At 66.0% G+C, this 22,072-nt stretch carries 16 protein-coding genes; 11 read left to right on the top strand and 5 right to left on the bottom strand.

Annotation, left to right across the window (positions count from 1 at the left end; all coding sequences use genetic code 11):
• Positions 1-120: 120 nt before the first annotated feature.
• From mdh to lpdA, 6 genes are all read left to right on the top strand, one after another.
• The gene (gene mdh, locus P24_RS02215; protein WP_008943063.1) at positions 121-1,083 is read left to right on the top strand and encodes a malate dehydrogenase; all 963 of its coding nucleotides are present in this window, start codon (positions 121-123) and stop codon (positions 1,081-1,083) included.
• Between the two features lie 161 nt (positions 1,084-1,244).
• Positions 1,245-2,441, top strand: coding sequence for an ADP-forming succinate--CoA ligase subunit beta (sucC, locus tag P24_RS02210; RefSeq protein ID WP_008943062.1), 1,197 nt, complete (start codon positions 1,245-1,247; stop codon positions 2,439-2,441).
• Positions 2,441-3,316: a succinate--CoA ligase subunit alpha gene (sucD, locus tag P24_RS02205; RefSeq protein ID WP_008943061.1), complete on the top strand. Its 876-nt coding sequence runs from the start codon at positions 2,441-2,443 to the stop codon at positions 3,314-3,316. The genes sucC and sucD overlap by 1 nt, the downstream gene beginning before the upstream one ends.
• A 51-nt stretch (positions 3,317-3,367) precedes the next feature.
• Positions 3,368-6,238, top strand: a complete 2,871-nt coding sequence (locus P24_RS02200) for a 2-oxoglutarate dehydrogenase E1 component (protein ID WP_008943060.1) — start codon at positions 3,368-3,370, stop codon at positions 6,236-6,238.
• 95 nt (positions 6,239-6,333) lie between these two features.
• The gene (gene odhB / locus P24_RS02195; RefSeq protein ID WP_008943059.1) at positions 6,334-7,632 is read left to right on the top strand and encodes a 2-oxoglutarate dehydrogenase complex dihydrolipoyllysine-residue succinyltransferase; all 1,299 of its coding nucleotides are present in this window, start codon (positions 6,334-6,336) and stop codon (positions 7,630-7,632) included.
• A 29-nt stretch (positions 7,633-7,661) separates the two neighbouring features.
• Entirely contained in the window at positions 7,662-9,068 is a 1,407-nt protein-coding gene (lpdA, locus tag P24_RS02190) for a dihydrolipoyl dehydrogenase (protein WP_008943058.1), read from the top strand.
• Positions 9,069-9,288: 220 nt separating this feature from the next.
• Here the strand turns inward: lpdA and P24_RS02185 are convergent, their stop codons facing one another.
• A complete protein-coding gene (locus P24_RS02185; RefSeq protein WP_008943057.1) occupies positions 9,289-11,109 on the bottom strand; it encodes an SLC13 family permease in 1,821 nt (606 codons plus the stop codon).
• Between the two features lie 109 nt (positions 11,110-11,218).
• Positions 11,219-12,679: a TrkH family potassium uptake protein gene (locus P24_RS02180; RefSeq protein ID WP_008943056.1), complete on the bottom strand. Its 1,461-nt coding sequence runs from the start codon at positions 12,677-12,679 to the stop codon at positions 11,219-11,221.
• Positions 12,680-12,895: 216 nt separating this feature from the next.
• Here P24_RS02180 and P24_RS02175 point away from each other — a divergent pair, with 216 nt between their 5' ends.
• Together P24_RS02175 and P24_RS02170 are read left to right on the top strand one after the other, a co-directional pair.
• Positions 12,896-14,197: an MATE family efflux transporter gene (locus P24_RS02175; RefSeq protein ID WP_008943055.1), complete on the top strand. Its 1,302-nt coding sequence runs from the start codon at positions 12,896-12,898 to the stop codon at positions 14,195-14,197.
• Between the two features lie 189 nt (positions 14,198-14,386).
• Entirely contained in the window at positions 14,387-15,526 is a 1,140-nt protein-coding gene (locus tag P24_RS02170; protein WP_008943054.1) for a TAXI family TRAP transporter solute-binding subunit, read from the top strand.
• 249 nt (positions 15,527-15,775) lie between these two features.
• On the opposite strand, the gene P24_RS02165 is transcribed toward P24_RS02170, so the two are convergent.
• Positions 15,776-16,450, bottom strand: coding sequence for a glutathione S-transferase family protein (locus tag P24_RS02165; protein WP_008943053.1), 675 nt, complete (start codon positions 16,448-16,450; stop codon positions 15,776-15,778).
• A gap of 195 nt (positions 16,451-16,645) precedes the next feature.
• On the opposite strand from P24_RS02165, the gene P24_RS02160 reads away from it, so the two are divergent.
• From P24_RS02160 to P24_RS02150, 3 genes are all read left to right on the top strand, one after another.
• Entirely contained in the window at positions 16,646-18,052 is a 1,407-nt protein-coding gene (locus P24_RS02160; protein ID WP_008943052.1) for a leucyl aminopeptidase family protein, read from the top strand.
• 91 nt (positions 18,053-18,143) lie between these two features.
• Entirely contained in the window at positions 18,144-18,551 is a 408-nt protein-coding gene (locus P24_RS02155; protein WP_008943051.1) for a MarR family transcriptional regulator, read from the top strand.
• Positions 18,552-18,554: 3 nt separating this feature from the next.
• The gene (locus tag P24_RS02150; protein ID WP_008943050.1) at positions 18,555-19,484 is read left to right on the top strand and encodes a YihY/virulence factor BrkB family protein; all 930 of its coding nucleotides are present in this window, start codon (positions 18,555-18,557) and stop codon (positions 19,482-19,484) included.
• Here the strand turns inward: P24_RS02150 and P24_RS02145 are convergent.
• Together P24_RS02145 and P24_RS02140 are read right to left on the bottom strand one after the other, a co-directional pair.
• Positions 19,478-20,407, bottom strand: coding sequence for a 2-hydroxyacid dehydrogenase (locus P24_RS02145; RefSeq protein WP_008943049.1), 930 nt, complete (start codon positions 20,405-20,407; stop codon positions 19,478-19,480). The two genes, P24_RS02150 and P24_RS02145, sit on opposite strands and share 7 nt — an antisense overlap.
• A gap of 31 nt (positions 20,408-20,438) precedes the next feature.
• Positions 20,439-22,070 carry an ABC transporter ATP-binding protein gene (locus P24_RS02140; protein ID WP_156816136.1) on the bottom strand — a complete coding sequence of 544 codons (1,632 nt, stop codon included), beginning with the start codon at positions 22,068-22,070 and terminating at the stop codon, positions 20,439-20,441.
• Positions 22,071-22,072 lie beyond the last annotated feature (2 nt).

The following is a 22,072-nucleotide window of genomic DNA, read 5'->3' as shown; positions in this document are numbered from 1 at the left end:
ACGCGCGATGACCGGCCTTTGGCGGCCGGCCACCGGGCAGCCGGTAACAGAGTCTGACGCGGCGCAGGCCGTAAGGTTTTGTCAATAGACGGCCCTTACCATCGCAAGCGGAGCGGATTCATGGCACGGAACAAGATCGCACTCGTCGGCGCCGGCAATATCGGCGGCACCCTCGCCCTTCTGGCAGGCCTGAAGGAGCTGGGCGACATCGTCCTGTTCGACATTGCCGAGGGCATGCCGCAGGGCAAGGCGCTGGACATCGCGCAGGCCTCCCCGGTCGAGGATTTCGACGCGGCGGTTTCCGGCACCAACGACTATGCCGATCTGAAGGGTGCCGATGTCGTCATCGTCACCGCCGGCGTGCCGCGCAAGCCGGGCATGAGCCGCGACGACCTGGTCGGTATCAACACCAAGGTCATGCGCTCGGTCGGCGCCGGCATCAAGGCGCACTGCCCCGATGCCTTCGTGATCTGCATCACCAACCCGCTGGACGTGATGGTCGGCGTGCTGCGCGAGGCCTGCGGCCTGCCGCACGAGAAGGTCGTCGGCATGGCCGGCGTGCTGGACTCGGCGCGCTTCCGCTATTTCCTGGCCGAGGAATTCAAGGTCTCGGTCGAGGATGTGAACGCCTTCGTGCTGGGCGGCCATGGCGACACGATGGTGCCGCTGGTGCGCTACTCCGCCGTCGCCGGCATCCCGGTGCCGGACCTGATCAAGATGGGCTGGTCCACGCAGGAGAAGATCGACCAGATCGTGCAGCGCACCCGTGATGGCGGCGCCGAGATCGTCGGTCTGCTGAAGACCGGTTCGGCCTTCTACGCGCCGGCCTCCTCGGCGATCCAGATGGCCGAGAGCTACCTGCGCGACAAGAAGCGCGTGCTGCCCTGCGCCGCCTATGTGAAGGGCGCCTACGGCCTCGACGGTCTTTATGTCGGCGTGCCGGTGGTGATCGGCGCGAAGGGTGTCGAGCGCATTGTCGAGATCGAACTGAATGCCGACGAGAAGAAGATGTTCGACCATTCGGTCGGCGCCGTGAAGGCGCTGGTCGAGGTGGTGAAGAACATGGACGCCTCGGCGGGCTGACCATGAAGGAGCGCCCTTGGCCCGGTTGAACCCGGGCCATTGGGTGTTAGAGTACCGGAGGGCCGGCGGAGAGGCGCAGGAGTGGGGCCTGCGTTGCACCGCCGGTCGATGGCGCATCCGCTTCCCCCCACATCGATGCAATTGCCGGGAAGGCTGACCGCATGAATATCCACGAATACCAGGCCAAGCAGCTCATGGCGAAATACGGCGTCGCCGTGCCCAAGGGCGGCGTTGCCTATACCGCCCAGCAGGCGGCCGAGGTGGCCAAGGGCCTTGGCGGCCCCGTCTATGTCGTGAAATCGCAGATCCATGCGGGCGGCCGCGGCGCCGGGCGCTTCAAGGACGATCCGAACGGCAAGGGCGGCGTGCGCGTCGTGAAGTCGGTCGATGACGTCAAGTCGAATGCCCAGGCGATGATCGGCAAGGTGCTGGTCACCAAGCAGACCGGCGCCGAAGGCAAGGAAGTGACGCGGGTCTATGTCGAGGAAGGCTGCGACATCAAGCGTGAGCTGTATCTCGGCATGCTGATCGACCGCGCCACCAGCCGCATCACAGTGATGGCCTCGACCGAGGGCGGCATGGAGATCGAGGAGGTTGCGGCCGAGCATCCGGAGAAGATCCTGAAGGTCGCCATCGACCCGGCCACCGGCATGCAGGCCTTCCACGCCCGCCAGATCGCCTTCGGCCTCGGGCTTGAGGGCAAGCAGGTGAACGCGGCGGTGAAGTTCATGCTGGCCATGTACAAGGCCTTTACCGAGCTGGATTGCTCGATCGTCGAGATTAACCCGCTGGTCGTCACCGGCGACGGCGCGGTGATCGCGCTCGACGCCAAGGTTAACTTCGACGACAACGCGCTGTTCCGCCATGCGGACATCGAGGAGCTGCGCGACGAGGACGAAGAGAATCCGATGGAGCTGGAGGCCACCAAGCATGGCCTCAACTATGTGAAGCTGGACGGCAATATCGGCTGCATGGTGAACGGCGCCGGCCTTGCCATGGCGACCATGGACATTATCAAGCTCTATGGCGGCGAGCCGGCCAACTTCCTGGATGTCGGCGGCGGCGCCACCAAGGAGCGTGTGACCACCGCCTTCAAGATCATCCTGTCCGACCCGAATGTCGAAGGCATCCTGGTGAACATCTTCGGCGGCATCATGCGCTGCGACGTGATCGCGGAAGGCGTGGTGGCGGCGGCCCGCGAGGTCAGCCTGCATGTGCCTCTTGTGGTGCGCCTGGAAGGCACCAATGTCGAGCTTGGCAAGAAGATCCTGTCCGAATCCGGGCTGCCGATCATTTCCGCCGATAACCTGGCCGACGCGGCCGAAAAGGTCGTCAAGGCCGTGAAGGAGGCCCAGTAATGGCTGTTCTGGTCGATCGCAACACCAAGGTCATCTGCCAGGGCTTCACCGGCGCGCAGGGCACCTTCCATTCCGAGCAGGCGATTGCCTACGGCACCAAGATGGTCGGCGGCGTGACCCCCGGTAAGGGCGGCACCACCCATCTCGACCTGCCGGTGTTCGACACCGTCGCCGACGCGGTCGCCAAGACCGGCGCCGATGCCTCGGTGATCTACGTCCCGCCGCCCTTCGCGGCGGACGCCATCCTGGAAGCGGTGGACGCGGAAATCCCGCTGGTCGTGTGCATCACCGAAGGTATCCCGGTAATCGACATGGTGGCGGTGAAGCGCGCGCTGGCCGGCTCGAAGACCCGCCTGGTCGGACCGAACTGCCCGGGTGTCATCACGCCGGACCAGTGCAAGATCGGCATCATGCCGGGCCATATCCACCGGCCGGGCAAGATCGGCATCGTCAGCCGGTCGGGCACGCTGACCTATGAGGCCGTCGCGCAGACCACGGCGGCCGGCCTCGGCCAGTCCACCTGCATCGGCATCGGCGGCGATCCGGTGAACGGCACCAATTTCATCGACTGCCTCGACATGTTCCTGGGCGATCCCGATACCCAGGGCATCATCATGATCGGCGAAATCGGCGGTTCCGCCGAGGAAGAGGCAGCCGAATTCCTGAAGCAGAGCAAGGTGAAGAAGCCGGTGGTCGGCTTCATCGCCGGCGTCACGGCCCCGCCGGGCCGGCGCATGGGGCATGCCGGCGCGATCATCGCCGGCGGCAAGGGCGGTGCCGGGGACAAGATGGAGGCCATGCGTTCGGCCGGCATCACGGTCGCGGATTCCCCGGCCAGCCTCGGCAGCAGCATGCTGTCCCTGATGAAGGGCTAGCGTCGTCAATTGACAAGGGAGCGCGGCGGACGCGCCGCGCCACAAGGCGCCATGGCAAATAGCATCGATATCGATTCCGTTTTCTCCGGCGCGAACGCGCCATTCATCGCCGAGCTGTACGCCCGGTACCTGGACAATCCCGGCTCGGTGGATGCCAGCTGGCAGGCCGTGTTCGGCGAACTGACCGAGGCCAATGGCGTCGCGGTCGAACAGCCGAGCTGGTCAAAGGACCGCACCCGCATTATCGGCGTGCCAGACCCCGAAGCGGCAAAGCCGGTCAAGGGGAAGGCGAATGGCGCCGCCCCGGCAATGTCCGAGGCGGAGGTCAAGGCCGCGGCCATGGATTCGATCCGGGCGCTGATGATCATCCGCGCCTACCGGGCGCGCGGCCATCTGGTGTCCAATCTCGACCCGCTGGGCCTTGCCGGCACGCGCTTCCCGCATCCGGAGCTCGACCCCGCGCATTTCGGCTTCACCGAGGCCGACATGGACCGGCCGATCTTCCTGGCCAATGTGCTGGGCCGGGAAAAGGCGTCGCTGCGCGAGATCATGTCGATCCTGCGCGACACCTATTGCGGCAATATCGGCGTCGAATACACCCATATTTCCGACCCGGCGAAGAAGGCCTGGCTGCAGGAGCGCATCGAGGGCATCCGCAACCACACCGAATTCACCGAGAACGGCAAGAAGGCGATCCTGGAGCGGCTGACCGCGGCCGAATCCTTCGAGCGCTTCCTGCATGTGAAGTACACCGGCACCAAGCGCTTCGGCCTGGATGGCGGCGAGGCGGCGATTCCGGCGCTGGAGCAGATCGTCAAGCGCGGCGGTCAGCTCGGCGTGCAGGAGATCGTCGTCGGAATGGCCCATCGCGGCCGCCTGAACGTGCTGACCAATTTCATGGGCAAGCCGTTCCGCGCGGTCTTCTCGGAGTTCCAGGGCAACCCGGCGAACCCGTCGGATGTGCAGGGCTCGGGCGACGTGAAGTACCATCTCGGCACCTCGACCGACCGCGAGTTCGACGGCAAGTCGGTGCATCTGTCGCTGACCGCCAACCCCTCGCATCTGGAAGTCGTCGATGCGGTGGTGCTGGGCAAGGTGCGCGCCAAGCAGACGCAGCTGAAGGACACCGAGCGCCGCAAGGTGCTGGGCCTGCTGATCCACGGCGATGCCGCCTTCGCCGGCCAGGGCATCGTGGCCGAATGTTTCGGCATGTCGGAGCTGAAGGGCTACCGCACCGGCGGCACCCTTCACCTGATCATCAACAACCAGATCGGCTTCACCACCAGCCCGGCCTATTCGCGCTCCTCGCCCTATCCGAGCGATGTGGCGAAGATGGTCGAGGCGCCGATCTTCCATGTGAATGGCGACGACCCGGAATCGGTCGTCCATGTCGCCCGCATCGCCACCGAGTTCCGCCAGGAATTCGGCAGCGACGTGGTCATCGACATGTTCTGCTACCGCCGCTTCGGCCATAACGAAGGCGACGAGCCGGCCTACACCCAGCCGCTGATGTACGACGCCATCGGCCAGCACACCTCGGTGCGCAAGCTCTATGCCCAGCGCCTGGTCGAGGAAAAGCTGCTGACGCAGGACGAGGCCGATCAGGTCGAGAAGGACTTCATGGCCCATCTGGAGGAGGAATTCCAGGCGGCCAACAGCTACAAGCCGAACAAGGCGGACTGGCTGGAAGGCGCGTGGGCCGGCATGGAGACGGCATCGGGCGATGACCGGCGTGGCGAGACGGCGGTGCCGCTGGAAAAGCTGCGCGAGATCGGCCTGAAGCTGTGCGAGATTCCTGAGGGCGTCGAGGCGAACCGCAAGCTGGTCCGCCAGATGGAAGACCGCAAGAAGCGCCTGGAAGCTGGCGAGAATCTCGACTGGGCGACCGGCGAGGCTCTGGCCTTCGGCACGCTGCTGACTGAGGGCTATCCGGTGCGCCTGTCCGGCCAGGACAGCGGCCGTGGCACCTTCTCGCAGCGCCATGCCGTGGTCATCGACCAGAAGACCGAGGAGCGCTACATCCCGCTGGCGAACCTGTCGGAAAACCAGGCGCAGTTCGAGGTGATCGACAGCCCGCTGGCCGAAATGTCGGTGCTGGGCTTCGAGTACGGCTACACCCTGTCGGAGCCGCGGGCCCTGGTGCTGTGGGAAGCGCAGTTCGGCGATTTCGCCAACGGCGCGCAGGTCGTCATCGACCAGTTCATCAGCTCCGGCGAGAACAAGTGGCTGCGCATGTCGGGTCTGGTCATGCTGTTGCCGCACGGCTATGAGGGCCAGGGGCCGGAACATTCCTCGGCCCGGCTGGAGCGCTATCTCCAGCAGTGCGCGGAAGACAACATGCAGGTGGTGAACATCACCACCCCGGCGAACTACTTCCACGCCCTGCGCCGTCAGCTGCACCGGAAGTTCCGCAAGCCGCTGATCATCATGACGCCGAAGTCGCTGCTGCGGCACAAGCTGGCGGTCTCCACCCTGGCCGACATGGCTGAGGGCACAACCTTCCACCGGGTGCTCTACGACAACGAGGTATTGTGCGACGACAAGGATGTGAAGCGCGTCGTGCTGTGCTCCGGCAAGGTCTATTACGACCTGTATGAGGAGCGGGCGAAGCGCGGCATCAAGGACGTGTTCTTCCTGCGCCTTGAGCAGCTCTATCCGTTCCCGCACAAGGCGCTGGCGGCGGAGCTGAAGCGCTTCCCGAAGGCCGAGGTGGTCTGGTGCCAGGAAGAGCCGGAGAACATGGGTTCCTGGACCTTCGTGGACCGCAAGATCGAGGCGGTGCTGACCGAGATCGGTGCCAAGCACAAGCGCCCGGTCTATGTCGGCCGGCCGGCGGCGGCGGCGACCGCGACCGGTCTGCTGAAGCGGCACAATATGGAGCAGGCGAAGCTGGTGGAAGAGGCCCTGACGGGCAAGCTCTGACCGGCGCAACGGGTATCGGCGTCAGATAGGCGCCGCAGGACAGGCAAACCGGCCCTCTCCCACATGGAGGGGCCGGCCAACGAAGCGGAGAAGGCATGGCCACCGAAATCAAGGTTCCGACGCTGGGCGAATCGGTCACCGAGGCGACTGTCGCCAAATGGATGAAGAAGGTGGGCGACGCCGTCGCCATGGACGAGCCGCTGGTCGAGCTTGAGACCGACAAGGTGACGCTGGAGGTGAACGCCTCCGCCGCCGGCGTGCTGGCCGAAATCGCCGTGAAAGAAGGCGCCAATGTCGAGGTCGGCGCCCTGCTCGGCACCATCGACGAGAAGGCGACCGCCGCTCCTGCCGCCGGCAAGCCGGCTGCCAAGGAAGAGCCGAAGAAGGAAGAGGCCAAGGCAGCTCCCGCGCCTGCGGCGGCTCCCGCCGCGCCGAAGCCGGCACCTGCCCCGGCCCCGGCTGCTGCCGCTCCGGCGTCTGCCACCTACGACAAGGTGCTGTCGCCTGCGGTGAAGAAGCTGATCGACGAGCACAATCTCGATCCGCGCAAGATTCAAGCCTCCGGCAAAGATGGCCGCCTGGTGAAGGAAGATGTGCAGAAGGCCATCGAGGCCGGCACCGCCAAGGTGACCTATGGCGCCCCGGCTGCCAGCGGCGCTGCCCCGGCGGCCCCGAAGGCCCCGCGCACCGACCGTGAGGATGAGGAGCGGGTGCGCATGACGCGCCTGCGCCAGCGTATCGCCCAGCGCCTGAAGGAGGCGCAGAACACGGCGGCGATGCTGACCACCTTCAACGAGATCGACATGACGAACGTCATGGCGCTGCGCAACCAGTTCAAGGACGAGTTCGAGAAGAAGCACGGCGTGAAGCTGGGCTTCATGTCCTTCTTCGTGAAGGCCGCCATCGCCGCGCTGAAGGAGCTGCCGGCGGTGAATGCCGAGATCGACGGCGACGACATCATCTACAAGAACTACTACGACATCGGCGTTGCCGTCGGCACGCCGCAGGGTCTGGTGGTGCCGGTGCTGCGCGGGGCGGATCACCTGTCCTTCGCCGGTGTCGAGAAGGCGATCAACGAGCTGGGCGTGAAGGCCCGCGACGGCAAGCTGTCGCTGGAGGACATGTCGGGCGGCACCTTCACCATCTCCAATGGCGGCGTCTATGGCTCGCTGATGTCCACGCCGATCCTGAACCCGCCGCAGTCTGGCATCCTGGGCATGCACAAGATCCAGAAGCGCCCGATGGCGATCGGCGACAAGGTCGAGATCCGGCCGATGATGTATGTGGCGCTCAGCTATGACCACCGCATCATCGACGGCCGCGAGGCGGTCACCTTCCTGGTGCGCCTGAAGGATGCCGTGGAAGACCCGCAGCGCCTGCTGCTGGACATGTAATCGGCTTACGGAACTCTTAAGGAACCATCATGGCTGACAGCTTCGACCTTGTGGTGATCGGCAGCGGCCCCGGCGGCTATGTGGCGGCAATCCGCGCCGCACAGCTCGGCATGAAGGTCGCCTGCGTGGAGAAGCGCGCCACGCTGGGCGGCACCTGCCTGAATATCGGCTGTATCCCGTCCAAGGCCCTGCTGGCCGCCTCGGAGAAGTATCACGAGGCGGTAGACGGGCTTGCTGCCTTCGGCGTCGATGTCGGCAAGCCGAAGCTGAACATGACGCAGATGATGGCGCACAAGGACGGTGTCGTTGCCTCCAACGTCAATGGCGTCGCCTTCCTGTTCAAGAAGAACAAGATCGAGCAGGTCGTCGGTACCGGTTCCATCCCGAAGGCCGGCGAGGTGCTGGTGACGGCGGACGACGGCAAGACCCGCACGCTGAAGGCCGGCAAGATCCTGATCGCCACCGGTTCGGAATCGACCCCGCTGCCGGGTGTGGAGATCGACGAAAAGCAGATCGTCACCTCCACCGGGGCGCTGGACCTCACCAGCGTGCCGAAGCACCTGGTGGTCATCGGCGGCGGCGTGATCGGGCTGGAGATGGGCTCGGTCTGGCGCCGTCTCGGTGCCGAGGTGACCGTTGTCGAATTCCTCGACCGCATCGTCCCCACCATGGATGGCGATATCGGCAAGCAGTTCCAGCGCGTGCTGACCAAGCAGGGCTTCAAGTTCATGCTGGGCAGCAAGGTTACCGGCGCCAAGAAGGCGAAGACCGGCGTCACCCTGACGGTCGAGCCCGCTGCCGGCGGCAAGGCCGAGGAACTGAAGGCCGATGTGGTCCTGGTCGCCATCGGCCGCCGCCCCTACACCCAGGGCCTCGGCCTCGACAAGCTCGGCGTGGCGATGGACAAGCGCGGCTTCATCCAGGTCGATGAGGATTACCAGACCAGCGTGAACGGCATCTACGCCATCGGCGATGCGATTCCGGGGCCGATGCTGGCGCACAAGGCGGAGGAGGACGGCATCGCCGCCGTCGAGATCATGGCCGGCGAGGCCGCCCATGTGGATTACGACCTCGTACCGGGCATCGTCTATACCTGGCCGGAAGTCGCCTCCATCGGCAAGACCGAGGAGGAGCTGAAGGCGGCCAAAATCGACTACAAGGTCGGCAAGTTCCCCTTCACGGCCAATGGCCGCGCGCGCGCCATGAACATGACCGACGGTCTGGTGAAGATCCTGGCCGACGCGAAGACCGACCGGGTGCTGGGCTGCCACATACTGGGCGCCGAGGCCGGCACGCTGATCCATGAGGTCGCCACCGCCATGGCCTTCGGCGCTTCCGCCGAGGACATCGCCATGACCTGCCACGGCCACCCGACGCTAAACGAGGCGGTGAAGGAAGCGGCGCTGGCGGTCCACGGCCGACCCATCCACATCTGAGCATAGAACCCTCTCCCCTTGCGGGAGAGGGATGCATCCGCCTTATCGAGCCAGCGGCGAGATTAGGCGATGCTGGGTGAGGGGTGATTGCATGGGCGGAGCCGCCCCCTCACCCGCTCGCTGACGCTCGCACCCTCTCCCGCAAGGGGAGAGGGTTTTTCTTTGTCCTTTGCTGACGCCTGCTGAAGCGGGTTTCTCAGGGCGAAAGAGAACTTCCCCCTCACAGCGGCCAGAAGAACAGCAGCGCCGGAATCGACACGATAAGGATCAGCACTTCCAGCGGCAGGCCCATGCGCCAGTAATCGCTGAACTTGTATCCGCCGGGGCCCAGGATCAGCGCGTTGTTCTGATGGCCGATGGGAGTCAGGAAGGCGCAGGAAGCGGCAATCGCCACCGCCATCAGGAACGGGTCGGGATTGACGTCCAGCGCCTGCGCGACGCTGACGCTGATCGGCGCCATCACCAGCGCGGTCGCGGCATTGTTCATGATGTCGCTGAGGCACATGGTCAGCACCATCAACAGCGTCAGGGTCACCACCGCGGGCGCGCCGAAAGTGGCATGGATCAGCCATTCCGCCAGCAATTCCGCCGCGCCGCTTGTTTCCATCGCGGTGCCGATGGGGATCATCGCGCCCAGCAGCACGATGATCGGCCAGTCCACGCTCTCATAGATCTCCCGCGGCCGGACCGCGCCGAAGGCCACCATAGCCAGCGCTGCAATGCCGAAGGCGACGGGCAAGCCGATCAGCCCGACAGCGGCGGCAGCAACGGCACCGGCGAACAGGCCGACCGTCAGCAGCGCCAGCCGCCGGCTGCCGCCTTGCAGCTTGCGTGGCGCCAGCGGCAGACCGCCCAGCTGCTGCACAATGTCGGGCAGCCGGTCGCTTTCGCCCTGCAGCAGCAGCACGTCGCCGACCTGGAACCGGAAGGAGCGCAGCCGCCCGCGATAGGGTCGGCCCTGCCGGGAGACCGCCAGCAGATTGACGCTGAACCGGCGGCGCATGCGCATGGAGGCGGGGGTCTGGCCGATCAGCGGTGAATCCTGCGCCACAACCGCCTCCACCAGCGTCATGTCCTGGCGGCGCAGCCGATCTTCGCGTGGTGCCTTCTCGCCCTCAACCTCTTCCTTTTCCTCTTCATCTTCCGGCGTGCCCGGCAGGGTCAGCTTCAGGGCGTCAGCGACCTTGCCGATGGCGTCGGGCGCGGCCTCGACCAGCAGCACGTCGCCGGCATGCAGCACCTCGTCGCGCCGGGCGGCCAGCACGAACCGGTTGCCGCGCGCCAGCCCGATCAGGATGGCGTCGATCTCCTCGATATCCTTTTCCAGCTCCTGGAAGCTGCGGCCAACCACTTTCGACTTCTCGCCGACATTCATTTCGGCAACGTAATTTTCAATGTCAAACAGGTCCATCGAACTGGCTGCGGACCGCCTTTCCTTCGGGATCAGCCGCCAGCCGATTGTGGCGACAAAGGCAATGCCGGCCAATGCCACCAGCCCGCCCACCGGCGTGAAGTCGAACATGGTGAAGGGACCGTCGCCGCTGTCAGCTCTGTAGGTGGCGATGATGATGTTGGGCGGCGTGCCGATCAGCGTCACCAGCCCGCCCAGGATCGAGGCGAAGGAGAGTGGCATCAGGATCGTCGCCGGGGATCGCTTGGCGTTTAGGGCCGACTGGATGGCCGCCGGCATCATCAGGGCCAGCGCGCCGACATTGTTCATCATTGCCGACAGCAGCGCCGCCAGCCCGGAGAAGGCGGAGATATGGGTGACGTTGGTGCGCGTCGCCGGCTGGATCGCATTGGTCAGCATGTCCACCACGCCGGAATTGGACAGAGCACGGCTAATGATCAGCACGGCAGCCACGGTCACGGTGGCCGGATGGCCGAAGCCCATGAAGGCCTCGTCCGCCGGTACCAGCCCCAGCACCGTCGCCACCATCAGCGCCGCGAAGGCGACGATATCGAAGCGCCAGCGGCCCCAGATGAACAGCGCCATCACCACGGTCAGCAGGATGAAGATGCTCGTGACGTCGAAGGTCATGAGGCGTGCGTCCTTCCGGGTTGTACAGCAATCATGGTGCGGCCTCGCGGTCGCGGGCGCAATGGGCGCGGGAATGAGTGAAACGAAGAAGGCGGGCGGTCGGTTGCCGTCAGGCGACCCAGAAACGCCGGCTGAACAGCACCAGCACGGTGAAGAACTCCAGCCGCCCCAGCAGCATGCCGAAGGACAGCAGCCATTTCGCGCCATCCGGGATGGTGGCGAAATTGCCCGCCGGGCCGACCACCGGGCCGAGGCCGGGGCCGACATTGCCGATGGCCTGGATGGCGGCGGTGGAGGCGGTCAGCGCATCCAGCCCGAACAAGGTCAGCGCCACCGACAGGGCCACGCAGCTGGCCGCGAACATGAAGATGTACAGCAGCACGGCGCGCGCCAGATCGTCGGTGATCGGCGTGCCGCGATAGAACGGCACATTCACGCTGTGCGGCAGGATCAGGCTGCGCACATAGCTGCCGAACAGCTTCACCGCAATGTCGAGGCGGAACATCTTGATGCCGCCGGTGGTGGAGCCGGTGCAGCCGCCCACGGTCATCAGCAGGAACATGAACACCACGACATAGCCGCCCCACAGCGAATAATCGTCGGACGCGAAGCCGGTGGTGGTGACGACCGAGGTGACGTTGAAGCTGGCCAGGGTCAGCGCCTCGTCGAAGGGTATGTCCTGGGTCGCTGTCAGCCACAGCGCGATGGACAGGCAGACCAACACCAGGAACAGCAGAAAGGCACGGACCTGCCGGTCGCGCAGCAGCAGCGTCGGCTTGCCCATGATGGCGCCGATATAGAGCGCGAAGGGCAGCGCGCCGGCGGCCATGAAGATCACGGCGATCCAGTGGATCGACACTTCCTCGAAATAACCGAAGGAGCTGTCATGGGTGGAATAGCCGCCGGTGGACAGCGTCGTCATGGCGTGGTTCACCGCATCGAAGCCGCTCATCCCGGCGGCCCAGTAGGCCAGCAGGCACAGGACCGTCAGGCCCAGATAGACCAGGCCGATGGCGATGCCAAGACGTCCGACCGAGGGCAGGATCTTCTCCGAGGAGGTATCGGAGGATTCGGTTTTGAACAGCTGCATGCCGCCGATGCGCAGGAACGGGAAGATCACCATGCTCATGCCGATGATCCCGATGCCGCCCATCCATTGCAGCAGGGAGCGCCAAAGCAACAGGCCCGGCGGTGCCTCGTCCAGCCCGGTCATCACCGTGGAGCCGGTGGTGGTCAGGCCGGATACCGTCTCGAACAGCGCGTCGGCCAGGTCCAGGCGGTAGTCCGACAGCATGAAGGGCAGCGCCGAGAAGAAGGCGCTGGTCACCCAGGCCAGTGTGGTCAGCAGGAAGGCCTGCTGCCGACGTAGCACCAGCGGCATGCCGCGCGTGGTCAGCACGAGGCTGACCCCGACGAAGCCGGTGATGACGGCGGAGGCGAGGAAGCTGGTCCAGTCCCTGTTGCCGTCCGCCAGATCGACGATAACGGGAATCAGCATGGCGGCGCCCAGAACCGTCAGCAGCCAGCCCAGCACGAACAGGATGGGACGCAGATTGAGAGCAGGGGACAAGAGTCCAGACCCGGCAGTGATCCCGAAGCGGCGGGAGCATCCGCCTGTCCGCTGGAGATTGCAAGCCTGTAGCGCAGTCGTACCGGGGCGATGCTGATGTCGGCGCTAGGCGGACCGGTCTCCCCCGGCGTAGGATCACGGCCCTTTCCGATGCCAGCCAGCGACCCAGCCAGCATGCGCCAGCCAGACCCAGAACCCGCGGGTGCCCCGACCGACATGAACCGCCGCGTCTGGGCGCTGGCCGGGCCGATCATCCTGTCCAACATCACCGTGCCGCTGATCGGCGTGGTCGATACGGCGGTGGTCGGGCATCTGTCCTCGCCGCACTATATCGGTGCGGTCGCGGTCGGCGCGCTGGTGTTCAACTATCTGTTCTGGAGCTTCGGCTTCCTGCGCATGGGCACGACCGGCCTGGCGGCGCAGGCAGCCGGGGCCGGCGATACCGACGAGGTGCGTTCCACCCTGGCGCGCGCGCTTCTGCTGGCAGGATCGCTGGGGCTGGCGGCCATCGCCCTGCAGGTGCCGATCCTGTCGCTGGCCCTGTGGGCGATCGACGCCAGCGCCGATGTCAGCGCCGAGGCCGCCGCCTATTTCGAGATCCGCATCTGGTCGGCGCCGGCGGCGCTGGCCAAATTCGCGCTGATCGGCTGGTTCCTGGCGCTGCAGAAGGCGCGGGTGACGCTGCTCATGCAGGTCGCGATGAACCTCGTGAACCTGGTGCTCGACCTGCTGTTCGTGCTGGGCTTCGGCTGGGGCGTGGAGGGCGTCGCGGCGGCCAGCGTGATTGCCGAATATGCCGGGCTGGCGCTCGGCCTTCTCGTCATGCGCCGGCTGCTGGCGGAAATGGGCGGCAGTTTCCGCCGCGCCCTCATCCTCGATGCCGTGCGGCTCAGGCAGATGGTGAAGGTGAACCGTGATATTTTCATCCGCACGCTGTGCCTGCTGACCGCCTTCGGCTATTTCACCGCCAAGGGCGCGTCGATGGGCGACATCACGCTCGCCGCCAACGCCATCATGCTGCAGTTCCAGTCGATCATGGCCTATGCGCTGGATGCCTTCGCCCATGCCGCCGAAGTGCTGGTCGGTCGCGCCGTCGGCAGCCGCGACCGGGCGGAGGTGCGCCGCGCGGTGCGCACCTGTTTCCTGTGGGCGCTGATCTTCGCCGTGCTGTTCGCGCTGGCCTGGCTGGCCGTGGGGCCGGCGCTGGTGCGTGTGCTGACCGGTATCGAGGCGGTCCGGCTGGCCGCCTATGCCCTGCTGCCCTGGGCCATTGCGGCGCCGCTGCTGTCGGTCTGGGGCTATACCTTCGACGGTATCTTCCTGGGCGCCACGCGCACCGTGGAAGTGCGCAATGCGATGATCGCCTGTCTGGCGCTGTGTGTGGCGCTGGGGGAGGCGCTGATCCCGCTCTGGGGCAATACCGGCCTGTGGGTCGCCTTCATGGGCTTCCAGGTGGCGCGGGGGGTGACGATGGCGCTCTATTACCCGCGCGTCGAACGAGCGATTACACAGGCTTAGAGAAGATGCGGCGTTTTGTCGCGGATAGCGGGCTGGCTTTTGTCAGCATTCCTGACAATTGGTCTCTCTGTTAAGCCTTTTTTATCGAAGCCCGCCATATCCTCGTCAAGGAGTGGAAGTGTAATGGCATAGCCCGTGCTGTGCCAGTTGAGGCATTTCACCGGGGCGAGGATACGGAGAACCCCCGTTATGGACCGCATGCCAGAGACCGACCGGACGATTGCCAGCCCCCGCAGCGCGCGCGGGTGGGTCTCGACGCGTGTGTTCCGGCTGACCGGGTTCGGACTGCTCGGCCTGCTCGCCGTCGGTCTGGTGACACTGGCGGTCAGCGCCTTCCTGTTCGGTGCCGGCGATTCCGTGCGGGCGCAGGAGGCCAAGTTCTTCCGCATCGCCACTGGCTCGACCGGCGGCTCCTATTTCCCGATCGGGACCTCGATCGCCAATGTGATCAGCAGCCCACCCGGCGCGCGGCCCTGCGACCGGGGCGGCAGCTGTGGCGTGCCCGGCCTGATCGCGCTGGCCAAGACGACCGGCGGCTCGGTGGAGAATGTCCGGCAGATCGCCAGGGGCGAGGTCGAATCCGGCCTCAGCCAGGCCGATATCGCCTATGCCGCGCTGAACGGCACCGGCATCTTCAAGGGCGAGAAGGGCGGCGACAAGCTGCGCGCCATCGCCAGCCTGTATCACGAGACGGTGCATCTGGTGGTGCGCGCCGATTCCGGTATCGAAACGATCAAGGATCTGCGCGGCAAGCGCGTCTCGCTGGGCGAGAAAGGCTCGGGCACGCTGGTGGACAGCCTGATCCTGCTGAAGGCGCATGGGCTGACCGAAAAGAGCGTGAAACCGGTCTATCTGCAGCCGGGTGCCTCGGTTGACCGGCTGGTCGAGGGCGAGATCGATGCGCTGTTCCTGATTGCCGGGGCCCCTGCCGCGGCGATTGCCGAGCTGGCGGGCCGGATTCCGGTGCGCCTCGTGCCGCTGGCCGGCCCGGCGGTGGAGAAGGTGCTGAAGGACTACCCGTTCTTCAAGGCCGGCACGATCCCGGCGGAGGCCTATGAGGGGCTGCCGGCCACGGAGACGCTGACCGTTGCCGCGCTGTGGCTGGTCTCGGCGGAGGTCGAGGCGGACCTCGTCTATCAGATCACCCGCGCGCTGTGGCACGAGAATTCGCGGGCCACGCTGGATCGCGGCCATGCGGCCGGGAAACTCATCCGGCTTGAAAGCGCGCTGGAGGGCGTGCCGGTGCCTTTGCATCCGGGTGCGGAGCGCTTCTACCGCGAGGCGGGCCGCCTGCCGGCGGATGCGGAAGCCGCCCCCCGCACCCAGTAAGCGGCCGAAGATATCTCCTGTTCAGCGCACTCTGATCGTGAAATTCGGCACTATTTCGGTTTGAGTGCAGCCTTTCGGATTTCCCCGTCCGTCATTCCCGCACTTGTTGCGGGAATCCAGGCTTCGGCTTGCAATGGCCCGGCCTGAGAAGGCTGAACCATGGACCCCCGGTACAAGACCGGGGGTGACGGATGGATGTGATGCACCGTCAGCAAATCGTTCCATCAAACCGAGCGGCCTCAGTCCCCGTCAGGCGACTTCCTGCTCGATCATCCAGGGTTCTTTCTTCGCGGCTGCGATCCAGGCCTGCATCTCCGGCATGTCCAGAATGGTCTGGCAATAGGCCTGGGCATCCTCGCCGATTTCCGGCCGGTAGGTATTGAAACGCAGCACGACCGGCGCGTACATCGCATCGGCAATCGTGAAATGGCTGAAAAGAAAGCCGGTATCGCTTCCGAAACGACGGCGGCAATCGCGCCAGATTGCGCTGATGCGGTTGATATCCTCCCGCACGCCCGGCGCCATGCCGCGGTCCGGCATGGTTTCGCGCGCATCCATCGGCATGTTCCGGCGCAGCGCCGCAAAGCCGGAATGCATTTCCGTCGAGACAGCGCGCGCCACCGCGCGGGCCGCCGGATCGGTCGGCCACAGCTTCGCGTCAGGATAGGTTTCCGCCAGATATTCGCAGATCGCCAGGCTGTCCCAGATGGCGAGATCGCCGCGCTTCAGCACCGGCACCTGGCCGGAGGGCGAATGGCGCAGGATCTGTTCCTTGCTGTTCGCCTGGTCGAGGGGAATCAGCTCCTCGGTGAAATCCTCACCGGTCATTTTCAGCGCCAGCCAGGCGCGCAGCGACCAGGAGGAATAATTCTTGTTGCCGATGACGAGCGTGATATCGCCGCCAAGCTCCGTGCTGTTGCTCATTCCTCTGCTCCCCTCTCGCTCCCCGGCCTTGCGGCCAGGCTTTTCCACTAACCGTGCCGTCATATGGCGGCCAAGGCAATCTTCATCCCGCACGGCCCTGCGCCGGGCATGGCGCCGCCGCATCCTTAACGCTTTGCAGGCGGCGCGGTTCGCGCCATCCTTGCGGCCGATTTTTCTCAAGCCGGGAGAACCGACGTGCCGAGCTGTTTTGCCAACCGTGCCAATGCCGATACCCGCATCCTGCTGCCGGTCTTCACCAAGGACTACAAGGCGTGGCTCAAGAAGCAGCCCGCCGGGTGGCAGGACTGGCTGGCGGCAACCGGCTTCAAGGGCGAAGCCGGCGAGGTCGGTTTCCTCCCCCCCATTGATGGGCACGCCATAAATGGGCAAGAAGGCCGCGCGGCGCAAGTCGTGATCGCCGTCGAGGCGCCCTGGACGGTCTGGTCACTGGCGGGGCTGCCCTCCAGCCTACCCGCCGGGCGCTACCGGCTGGAGGCCGACTTGGCGCCGGACGAGGCGACCCGCCTGGCGCTCGGCTGGGCGCTCGGCTGCTATCGTTTTGCGCGCTACCGCAAGAATGACCGCGCGGTGCCGGAGCTGGTCTGGCCGGCGGGGGCCGACCGCAAGCGGGTCGAGAGCGCGGCCGCCGCCATATCGGAAGTGCGCGATCTGGTGAACACGCCGGCCGGCGATCTGGGGCCGGAGCAGCTGGCCGAGGCGGCGCTTGCTCTCGCCGGCAGCTTCAAGGCCAAGGCGAAGGTGACGGTTGGCGAGGCCCTGCTGAAGCATAATTACCCGGCCATCCACACCGTGGGGCGGGCCGCCGCGCAGGAGCCAAGGCTGATCGATTTCAGCTGGGGCGCCAAGGGCGACCCGAAGATCACGCTGGTCGGCAAGGGCGTCTGCTTCGATACCGGCGGGCTCGACCTGAAGCCGTCCAGCGGCATGCTGATGATGAAGAAGGATATGGGCGGTGCGGCGCAGGCGCTGGGGCTGGCACGCATGATCATGGCGGCCGGACTGAAGGTGCGGCTACGCGTGCTGATCCCGGCGGTGGAGAACGCGGTCTCCGGTAACGCCTTTCATCCGATGGATATAATCCGGATGCGCAACGGTCTCAGCGTCGAGGTTGGCAACACCGATGCGGAAGGCCGTCTGATCCTGGCCGACGCGCTGGCCGAGGCGGATTCGGAGAAGCCCGAACTGCTGATCGACTTCGCCACCCTGACCGGCGCCGCCCGGGTGGCGCTGGGACCGGACCTGCCGGCCTTCTATTGCAATGACGAGGCGACGGCGAAGGGATTGCTGGAAGCGTCGGAGGAGGAGGCCGATCCGTTCTGGCGCCTGCCGCTGTACCAGCCCTACAAGCGCATGCTGAAGAACAAGATCGCCGACCTGTCCTCGACCGGCAGCGGCGGTTTCGCCGGCTCGATCACGGCGGCGCTGTTCCTTCAGCATTTCGTATCCGACACGACCCCCTGGGTGCATTTCGACGTCTATGCCTGGAACCCGTCCGACAGGCCGGGCCGGCCTGAAGGCGGCGAAGCGCAGACGATCCGGGCAGTTTTCGCCTATCTGGCCGGCAGGTACGGCGCGGCATAGGGTATATCGCCAAGATTTCATTTTGCGGTTCGGCCAAGAGAGGCTATCCTTCGGTACGTTATCGTAACGATAGGACGGTCTCCGCGCCGACATGACGATCACGCAGACACAGGCTCTCGACCTCTGGCGCCGCGCTCTCCTGGAGAGCGTGCGGGCGGACGCGCCTGACCTGTCGTCGCGCCAGATGGCCATCCTGCTGACCGTCTATCTGACGCCGCCGCCGCACACGGTGCGCGGCCTTGCCCAGACCCTGAACATCTCCAAGCCGGCGGTGACGCGCGCGCTGGACCGGCTGGGCGAGCTTGGCCTGCTGAAGCGGCGGCCCGACGAGACCGACCGGCGCAGCGTGCTGGTGCAGCGCACGGTGAAGGGCTCGGTCTTCCTGTCGGACTTCGCCGGGCAGGTGATGGAGGCGGCCCAGCAGGCCGCCAGCGGCGGCATGGAGCCGCCCGTCACCGCGGCCGGCCTGGGCCAGGCAGCGGCGAGCCTGCCGCATTAGCGCGTGAAAGAGCAGTCCGCCCAGCCCAAAACCTGGCGCGACCGTCCCCTGTTCCGGCGCCTTCAGTCTATCTCCGCCCTGCCGATCGATACCGCGCGCCGCTTCCTGCAGCATGATGGCATGGTCCGCGCGAGCGCCATCTCCTTCAGCAGCCTGTTCGCCCTGTTTCCCTTCCTGATCTTCCTGACCGCCGTAGCCGGTGCGCTGGGCAACAATGCCGAGGCGCTAAATTTCGTCTCGCTGAGCCTCGCCAATTTGCCATCCGAGGTGGCCGATACGCTGCGCCCGGTGATCACCGAGGTGGTGGGGGGCAACAAGGGCGGCATCCTGACGCTGTCCATGCTGGCAACGCTGTGGACGGCAGGGTCGGGCGTCGAGGCGCTGCGTGACGCGCTGAACAGCGCCTATGACGTGGAGGCGCCGCGCTCCTTCCTGCTGCGGCGGTTGCAGGGGGCGATTATCGTGATCGCGGCGGCGCTGGTCATCCTGTTCACCATGAGCGGCGTGGTCTTCCTGCCGCTGCTGTGGGAGCCGCTGACCAGCTGGCTCGACCTGCGTGATGTCAGCCTGTTCGCCGTCGGCACGGTGCAGGGTGTTGTCGCCATCCTGCTGGTGCTGACCGGCGTGACGCTGCTGTACCGCTTCCTGCCCAACGTGCCGCAGCGTCTGGCCGATGTGGTGCCGGGCATGCTGCTGGCGGGGCTCTTGTGGTTCGCCCTGCTGTTCGGCTTTTCCTGGTACCTGTCCAGCTTCGGGCGTTTCGCCGTGGTCTATGGCAGCCTGGGCGGAATCGTCATCACCCTGCTGTTCTTCTATCTGTCGGCGGCGACGCTGATCCTTGGCGCGGAACTGAATGCCGCGATCCGCATCCGCCGCCTGGCGCGGCAGAGCGCACTGGCGGCGGCGGCGCGGGAGGAAGAAGAGGATCAGTAGCCGGCGCTGCGGTCCACCACATAGGCCGGCGGCTGGCCGGCGCGGGTGCGCAGGATATTGTCGGCAACCTGCTTGGCGCCGGTGCGCGGATTGGTCAGCGCCGCCGCGTGCGGCGTGACCAGCACCTTCGGATGCGTCCAGTAGGGGTGGCTGGAAGGCAGCGGCTCCTCGCGGAACACATCCAGCGCCGCCCCGGCGATATGGCCGGAATCGAGGGCGGCGATCAGGTCCTCATCCACCACATGCTTGCCGCGCGCGGAATTCACGATGAAGGCGCCTTCCGGCAGGGTCGCCAGCAGTTTCGCATCGATGATGTTCTCGGTCTGCGGCGTCAGCGGCAGCAGGCAGCACAGAATGTCGGTGCGCTTCAGGAACGGCTCCAGCCCGTCCTGGCCGCTATGGCATTCCACACCCGCAATCTGCTTCGGCGTGCGGCTCCAGCCGGCGGTCGGGAAGCCCAGCGCGGCGATCTTCTTCGCCGCATCCTCGCCCAGCGAGCCGAGACCCAGAATGCCGACGCGGCGCTTGGCGGTATCCGGGAAGGGCAGCGTGTCCCACTTCTTCTCTGCCTGCTGACGGGCATAGATGTCGCCCTGGCGGTGGAAGCGCAGCACCTGCAGCAGCACATACTCGCTCATCGCCTGCGCCATCCAGGGATCGACCAGGCGGGTGATCGCCACTCCCTCCGGCAGGTCGGGATCGCGGAAGATGTGATCGACACCGGCGCCCAGCGAGGCGATGCAGCGCAGATTCGGGAATTTGTGGAACTCGCCGGCGGGCATGCCCCAGACCAGCGCGAAGTCGATATCGGCGGGATCGCCGTAATCCGGCCAGACCCTGAAGTCGAGATCGGGGATATGGGCCCGCAGCTCCTTTTCCCAGCGTGCCGCGGAATCCGAATTCGACTTGAACAACAGCGCCATGATCTAAAGCCCCCGATCCGTAAGAAGTTGTTCAGGTCTTTAACACGTCCCCCTCTACCGCTTCCAGATCGAAGGCGGCTTTCAGCAGCGCTTTCGTATAGGCTTCGCGCGGTGTCTCGAAAATCGCCTCCGCCGGTCCGGTTTCCACCGCCTTGCCGTTGCGCAGCACGATGACCCGGTGCGCCATGGCGCGCACCACGCGCAGATCGTGGCTGATGAACAGATAGGCCAGCCGGTGGCGTTCCTGCAGCCCGCGCAGCAGATCGACGATCTGGCCCTGCACGCTCATGTCCAGCGCGCTGGTCGGCTCGTCCAGCACCACCAGGCGCGGCTTCAGCACCATGGCGCGGGCGATGGCGATGCGCTGGCGCTGCCCACCGGAAAATTCGTGCGGATAGCGGTGCCGCCAGGCCGGGTCGAGGCCAACCTCCTCCAGCGCCTGGCAGATCATCCGTTCGCGCTCGGCCGCGTTATCGGCCAGCCGGTGCACCGACAACCCCTCGCCGACGATCTCGGCGACCGACAGGCGCGGGCTGAGTGCGGAGAACGGGTCCTGGAAGACGATCTGCATCTCCCGCCGCAGCGGGCGCATCCCGGCATTGCCCTGTCCGGCGATATCCTGCCCCTTGAAGCGGATGGCGCCCTGGCTGCGCTCCAGCCGCAGCAGCGCCAGCCCCAGCGTGGTCTTGCCGGAGCCGGATTCGCCGACCAGCCCCAGCGTCTCGCCCTGCCGGATATCGAGATCGACGCCGTCCACCGCCTTCACATGGCCGACGGTCCGGCGCAGCAGCCCGCGCTTCACCGGGAACCAGACGCGGATATCCCGCCCTTCCAGCACCAGCGGCGCGCCGTCGGGCACCGGCGGCGGCGCGCCCTTCGGCACGGCACCCATCAGCTTCCTTGTGTAGGCGTGTTGTGGATCGTCGAACACGCTGGCGACCGGCCCTTCCTCGACCACCTCGCCTTGCGTCATCACATAGACCCGGTCGGCGATCTTGCGCACCACGCCAAGGTCATGGGTGATAAACAGCATCGACATGCCGGTCTCGCGCTGCAGCTTCTTCAGCAGCGCCAGAATCTGGGCCTGGATGGTGACATCCAGCGCAGTCGTCGGCTCGTCGGCGATCAGGAGCTTCGGCTCGTTCGCCAGCGCCATGGCGATCATCCCGCGCTGGCGCTGCCCGCCGGACAGCTGGGGCGTGTAGCTGGCCAGCCGCTCCTCCGCGCGGTCGAGGCCGACCTGGCGCAGCAGTTCCAGCGTGCGCAGCCGGGCGGCGTCGCGCGTCAGGCCGCGATGCACGAACAGGATTTCGCCGATCTGCTTTTCCACCGTGTGCAGCGGATTGAGCGAGGTCATCGGCTCCTGGAAGATGATCGAAATGTCGTTGCCGCGCACCCGGCGCAGCGCCGCCTGGTCCTGGCCCAGCAGCTCCACCCCGTCGAAGCGGATGCTGCCGCCGGGATGCTGCGCGGTGGGATAGGGCAGCAGCTGCAGGATCGACAGGGCGGAGACCGACTTGCCGGAACCGGATTCGCCGACCAGCGCCACCGTCTCGCCCTGGCCGATCTCGAAGGCGATGTGCTTTACCGCCTGTACCCGGCGGCCCTGCACGGCGAAATCGACCGACAGGTTATGTACCTGGAGCAGCGGCTTATCGGTCATCG

The sequence above is a fragment of the Oceanibaculum indicum P24 genome (assembly GCF_000299935.1).
Taxonomy (GTDB): domain Bacteria; phylum Pseudomonadota; class Alphaproteobacteria; order Oceanibaculales; family Oceanibaculaceae; genus Oceanibaculum; species Oceanibaculum indicum.
Note: the sequence above shows the minus strand (reverse complement) of the source record. Positions and strands in the feature narration are given on the sequence as shown.

Coding starts and splice junctions, on each gene's coding strand:
- mdh (WP_008943063.1), top strand. CDS start 121: ATGGCACGGAACAAGATCGCACTCGTCGGCGCCGGCAATATCGGCGGC.
- sucC (WP_008943062.1), top strand. CDS start 1,245: ATGAATATCCACGAATACCAGGCCAAGCAGCTCATGGCGAAATACGGC.
- sucD (WP_008943061.1), top strand. CDS start 2,441: ATGGCTGTTCTGGTCGATCGCAACACCAAGGTCATCTGCCAGGGCTTC.
- P24_RS02200 (WP_008943060.1), top strand. CDS start 3,368: ATGGCAAATAGCATCGATATCGATTCCGTTTTCTCCGGCGCGAACGCG.
- odhB (WP_008943059.1), top strand. CDS start 6,334: ATGGCCACCGAAATCAAGGTTCCGACGCTGGGCGAATCGGTCACCGAG.
- lpdA (WP_008943058.1), top strand. CDS start 7,662: ATGGCTGACAGCTTCGACCTTGTGGTGATCGGCAGCGGCCCCGGCGGC.
- P24_RS02185 (WP_008943057.1), bottom strand. CDS start 11,109: ATGACCTTCGACGTCACGAGCATCTTCATCCTGCTGACCGTGGTGATG.
- P24_RS02175 (WP_008943055.1), top strand. CDS start 12,896: ATGAACCGCCGCGTCTGGGCGCTGGCCGGGCCGATCATCCTGTCCAAC.
- P24_RS02170 (WP_008943054.1), top strand. CDS start 14,387: ATGGACCGCATGCCAGAGACCGACCGGACGATTGCCAGCCCCCGCAGC.
- P24_RS02165 (WP_008943053.1), bottom strand. CDS start 16,450: ATGAGCAACAGCACGGAGCTTGGCGGCGATATCACGCTCGTCATCGGC.
- P24_RS02155 (WP_008943051.1), top strand. CDS start 18,144: ATGACGATCACGCAGACACAGGCTCTCGACCTCTGGCGCCGCGCTCTC.
- P24_RS02145 (WP_008943049.1), bottom strand. CDS start 20,407: ATGGCGCTGTTGTTCAAGTCGAATTCGGATTCCGCGGCACGCTGGGAA.
- P24_RS02140 (WP_156816136.1), bottom strand. CDS start 22,070: ATGACCGATAAGCCGCTGCTCCAGGTACATAACCTGTCGGTCGATTTC.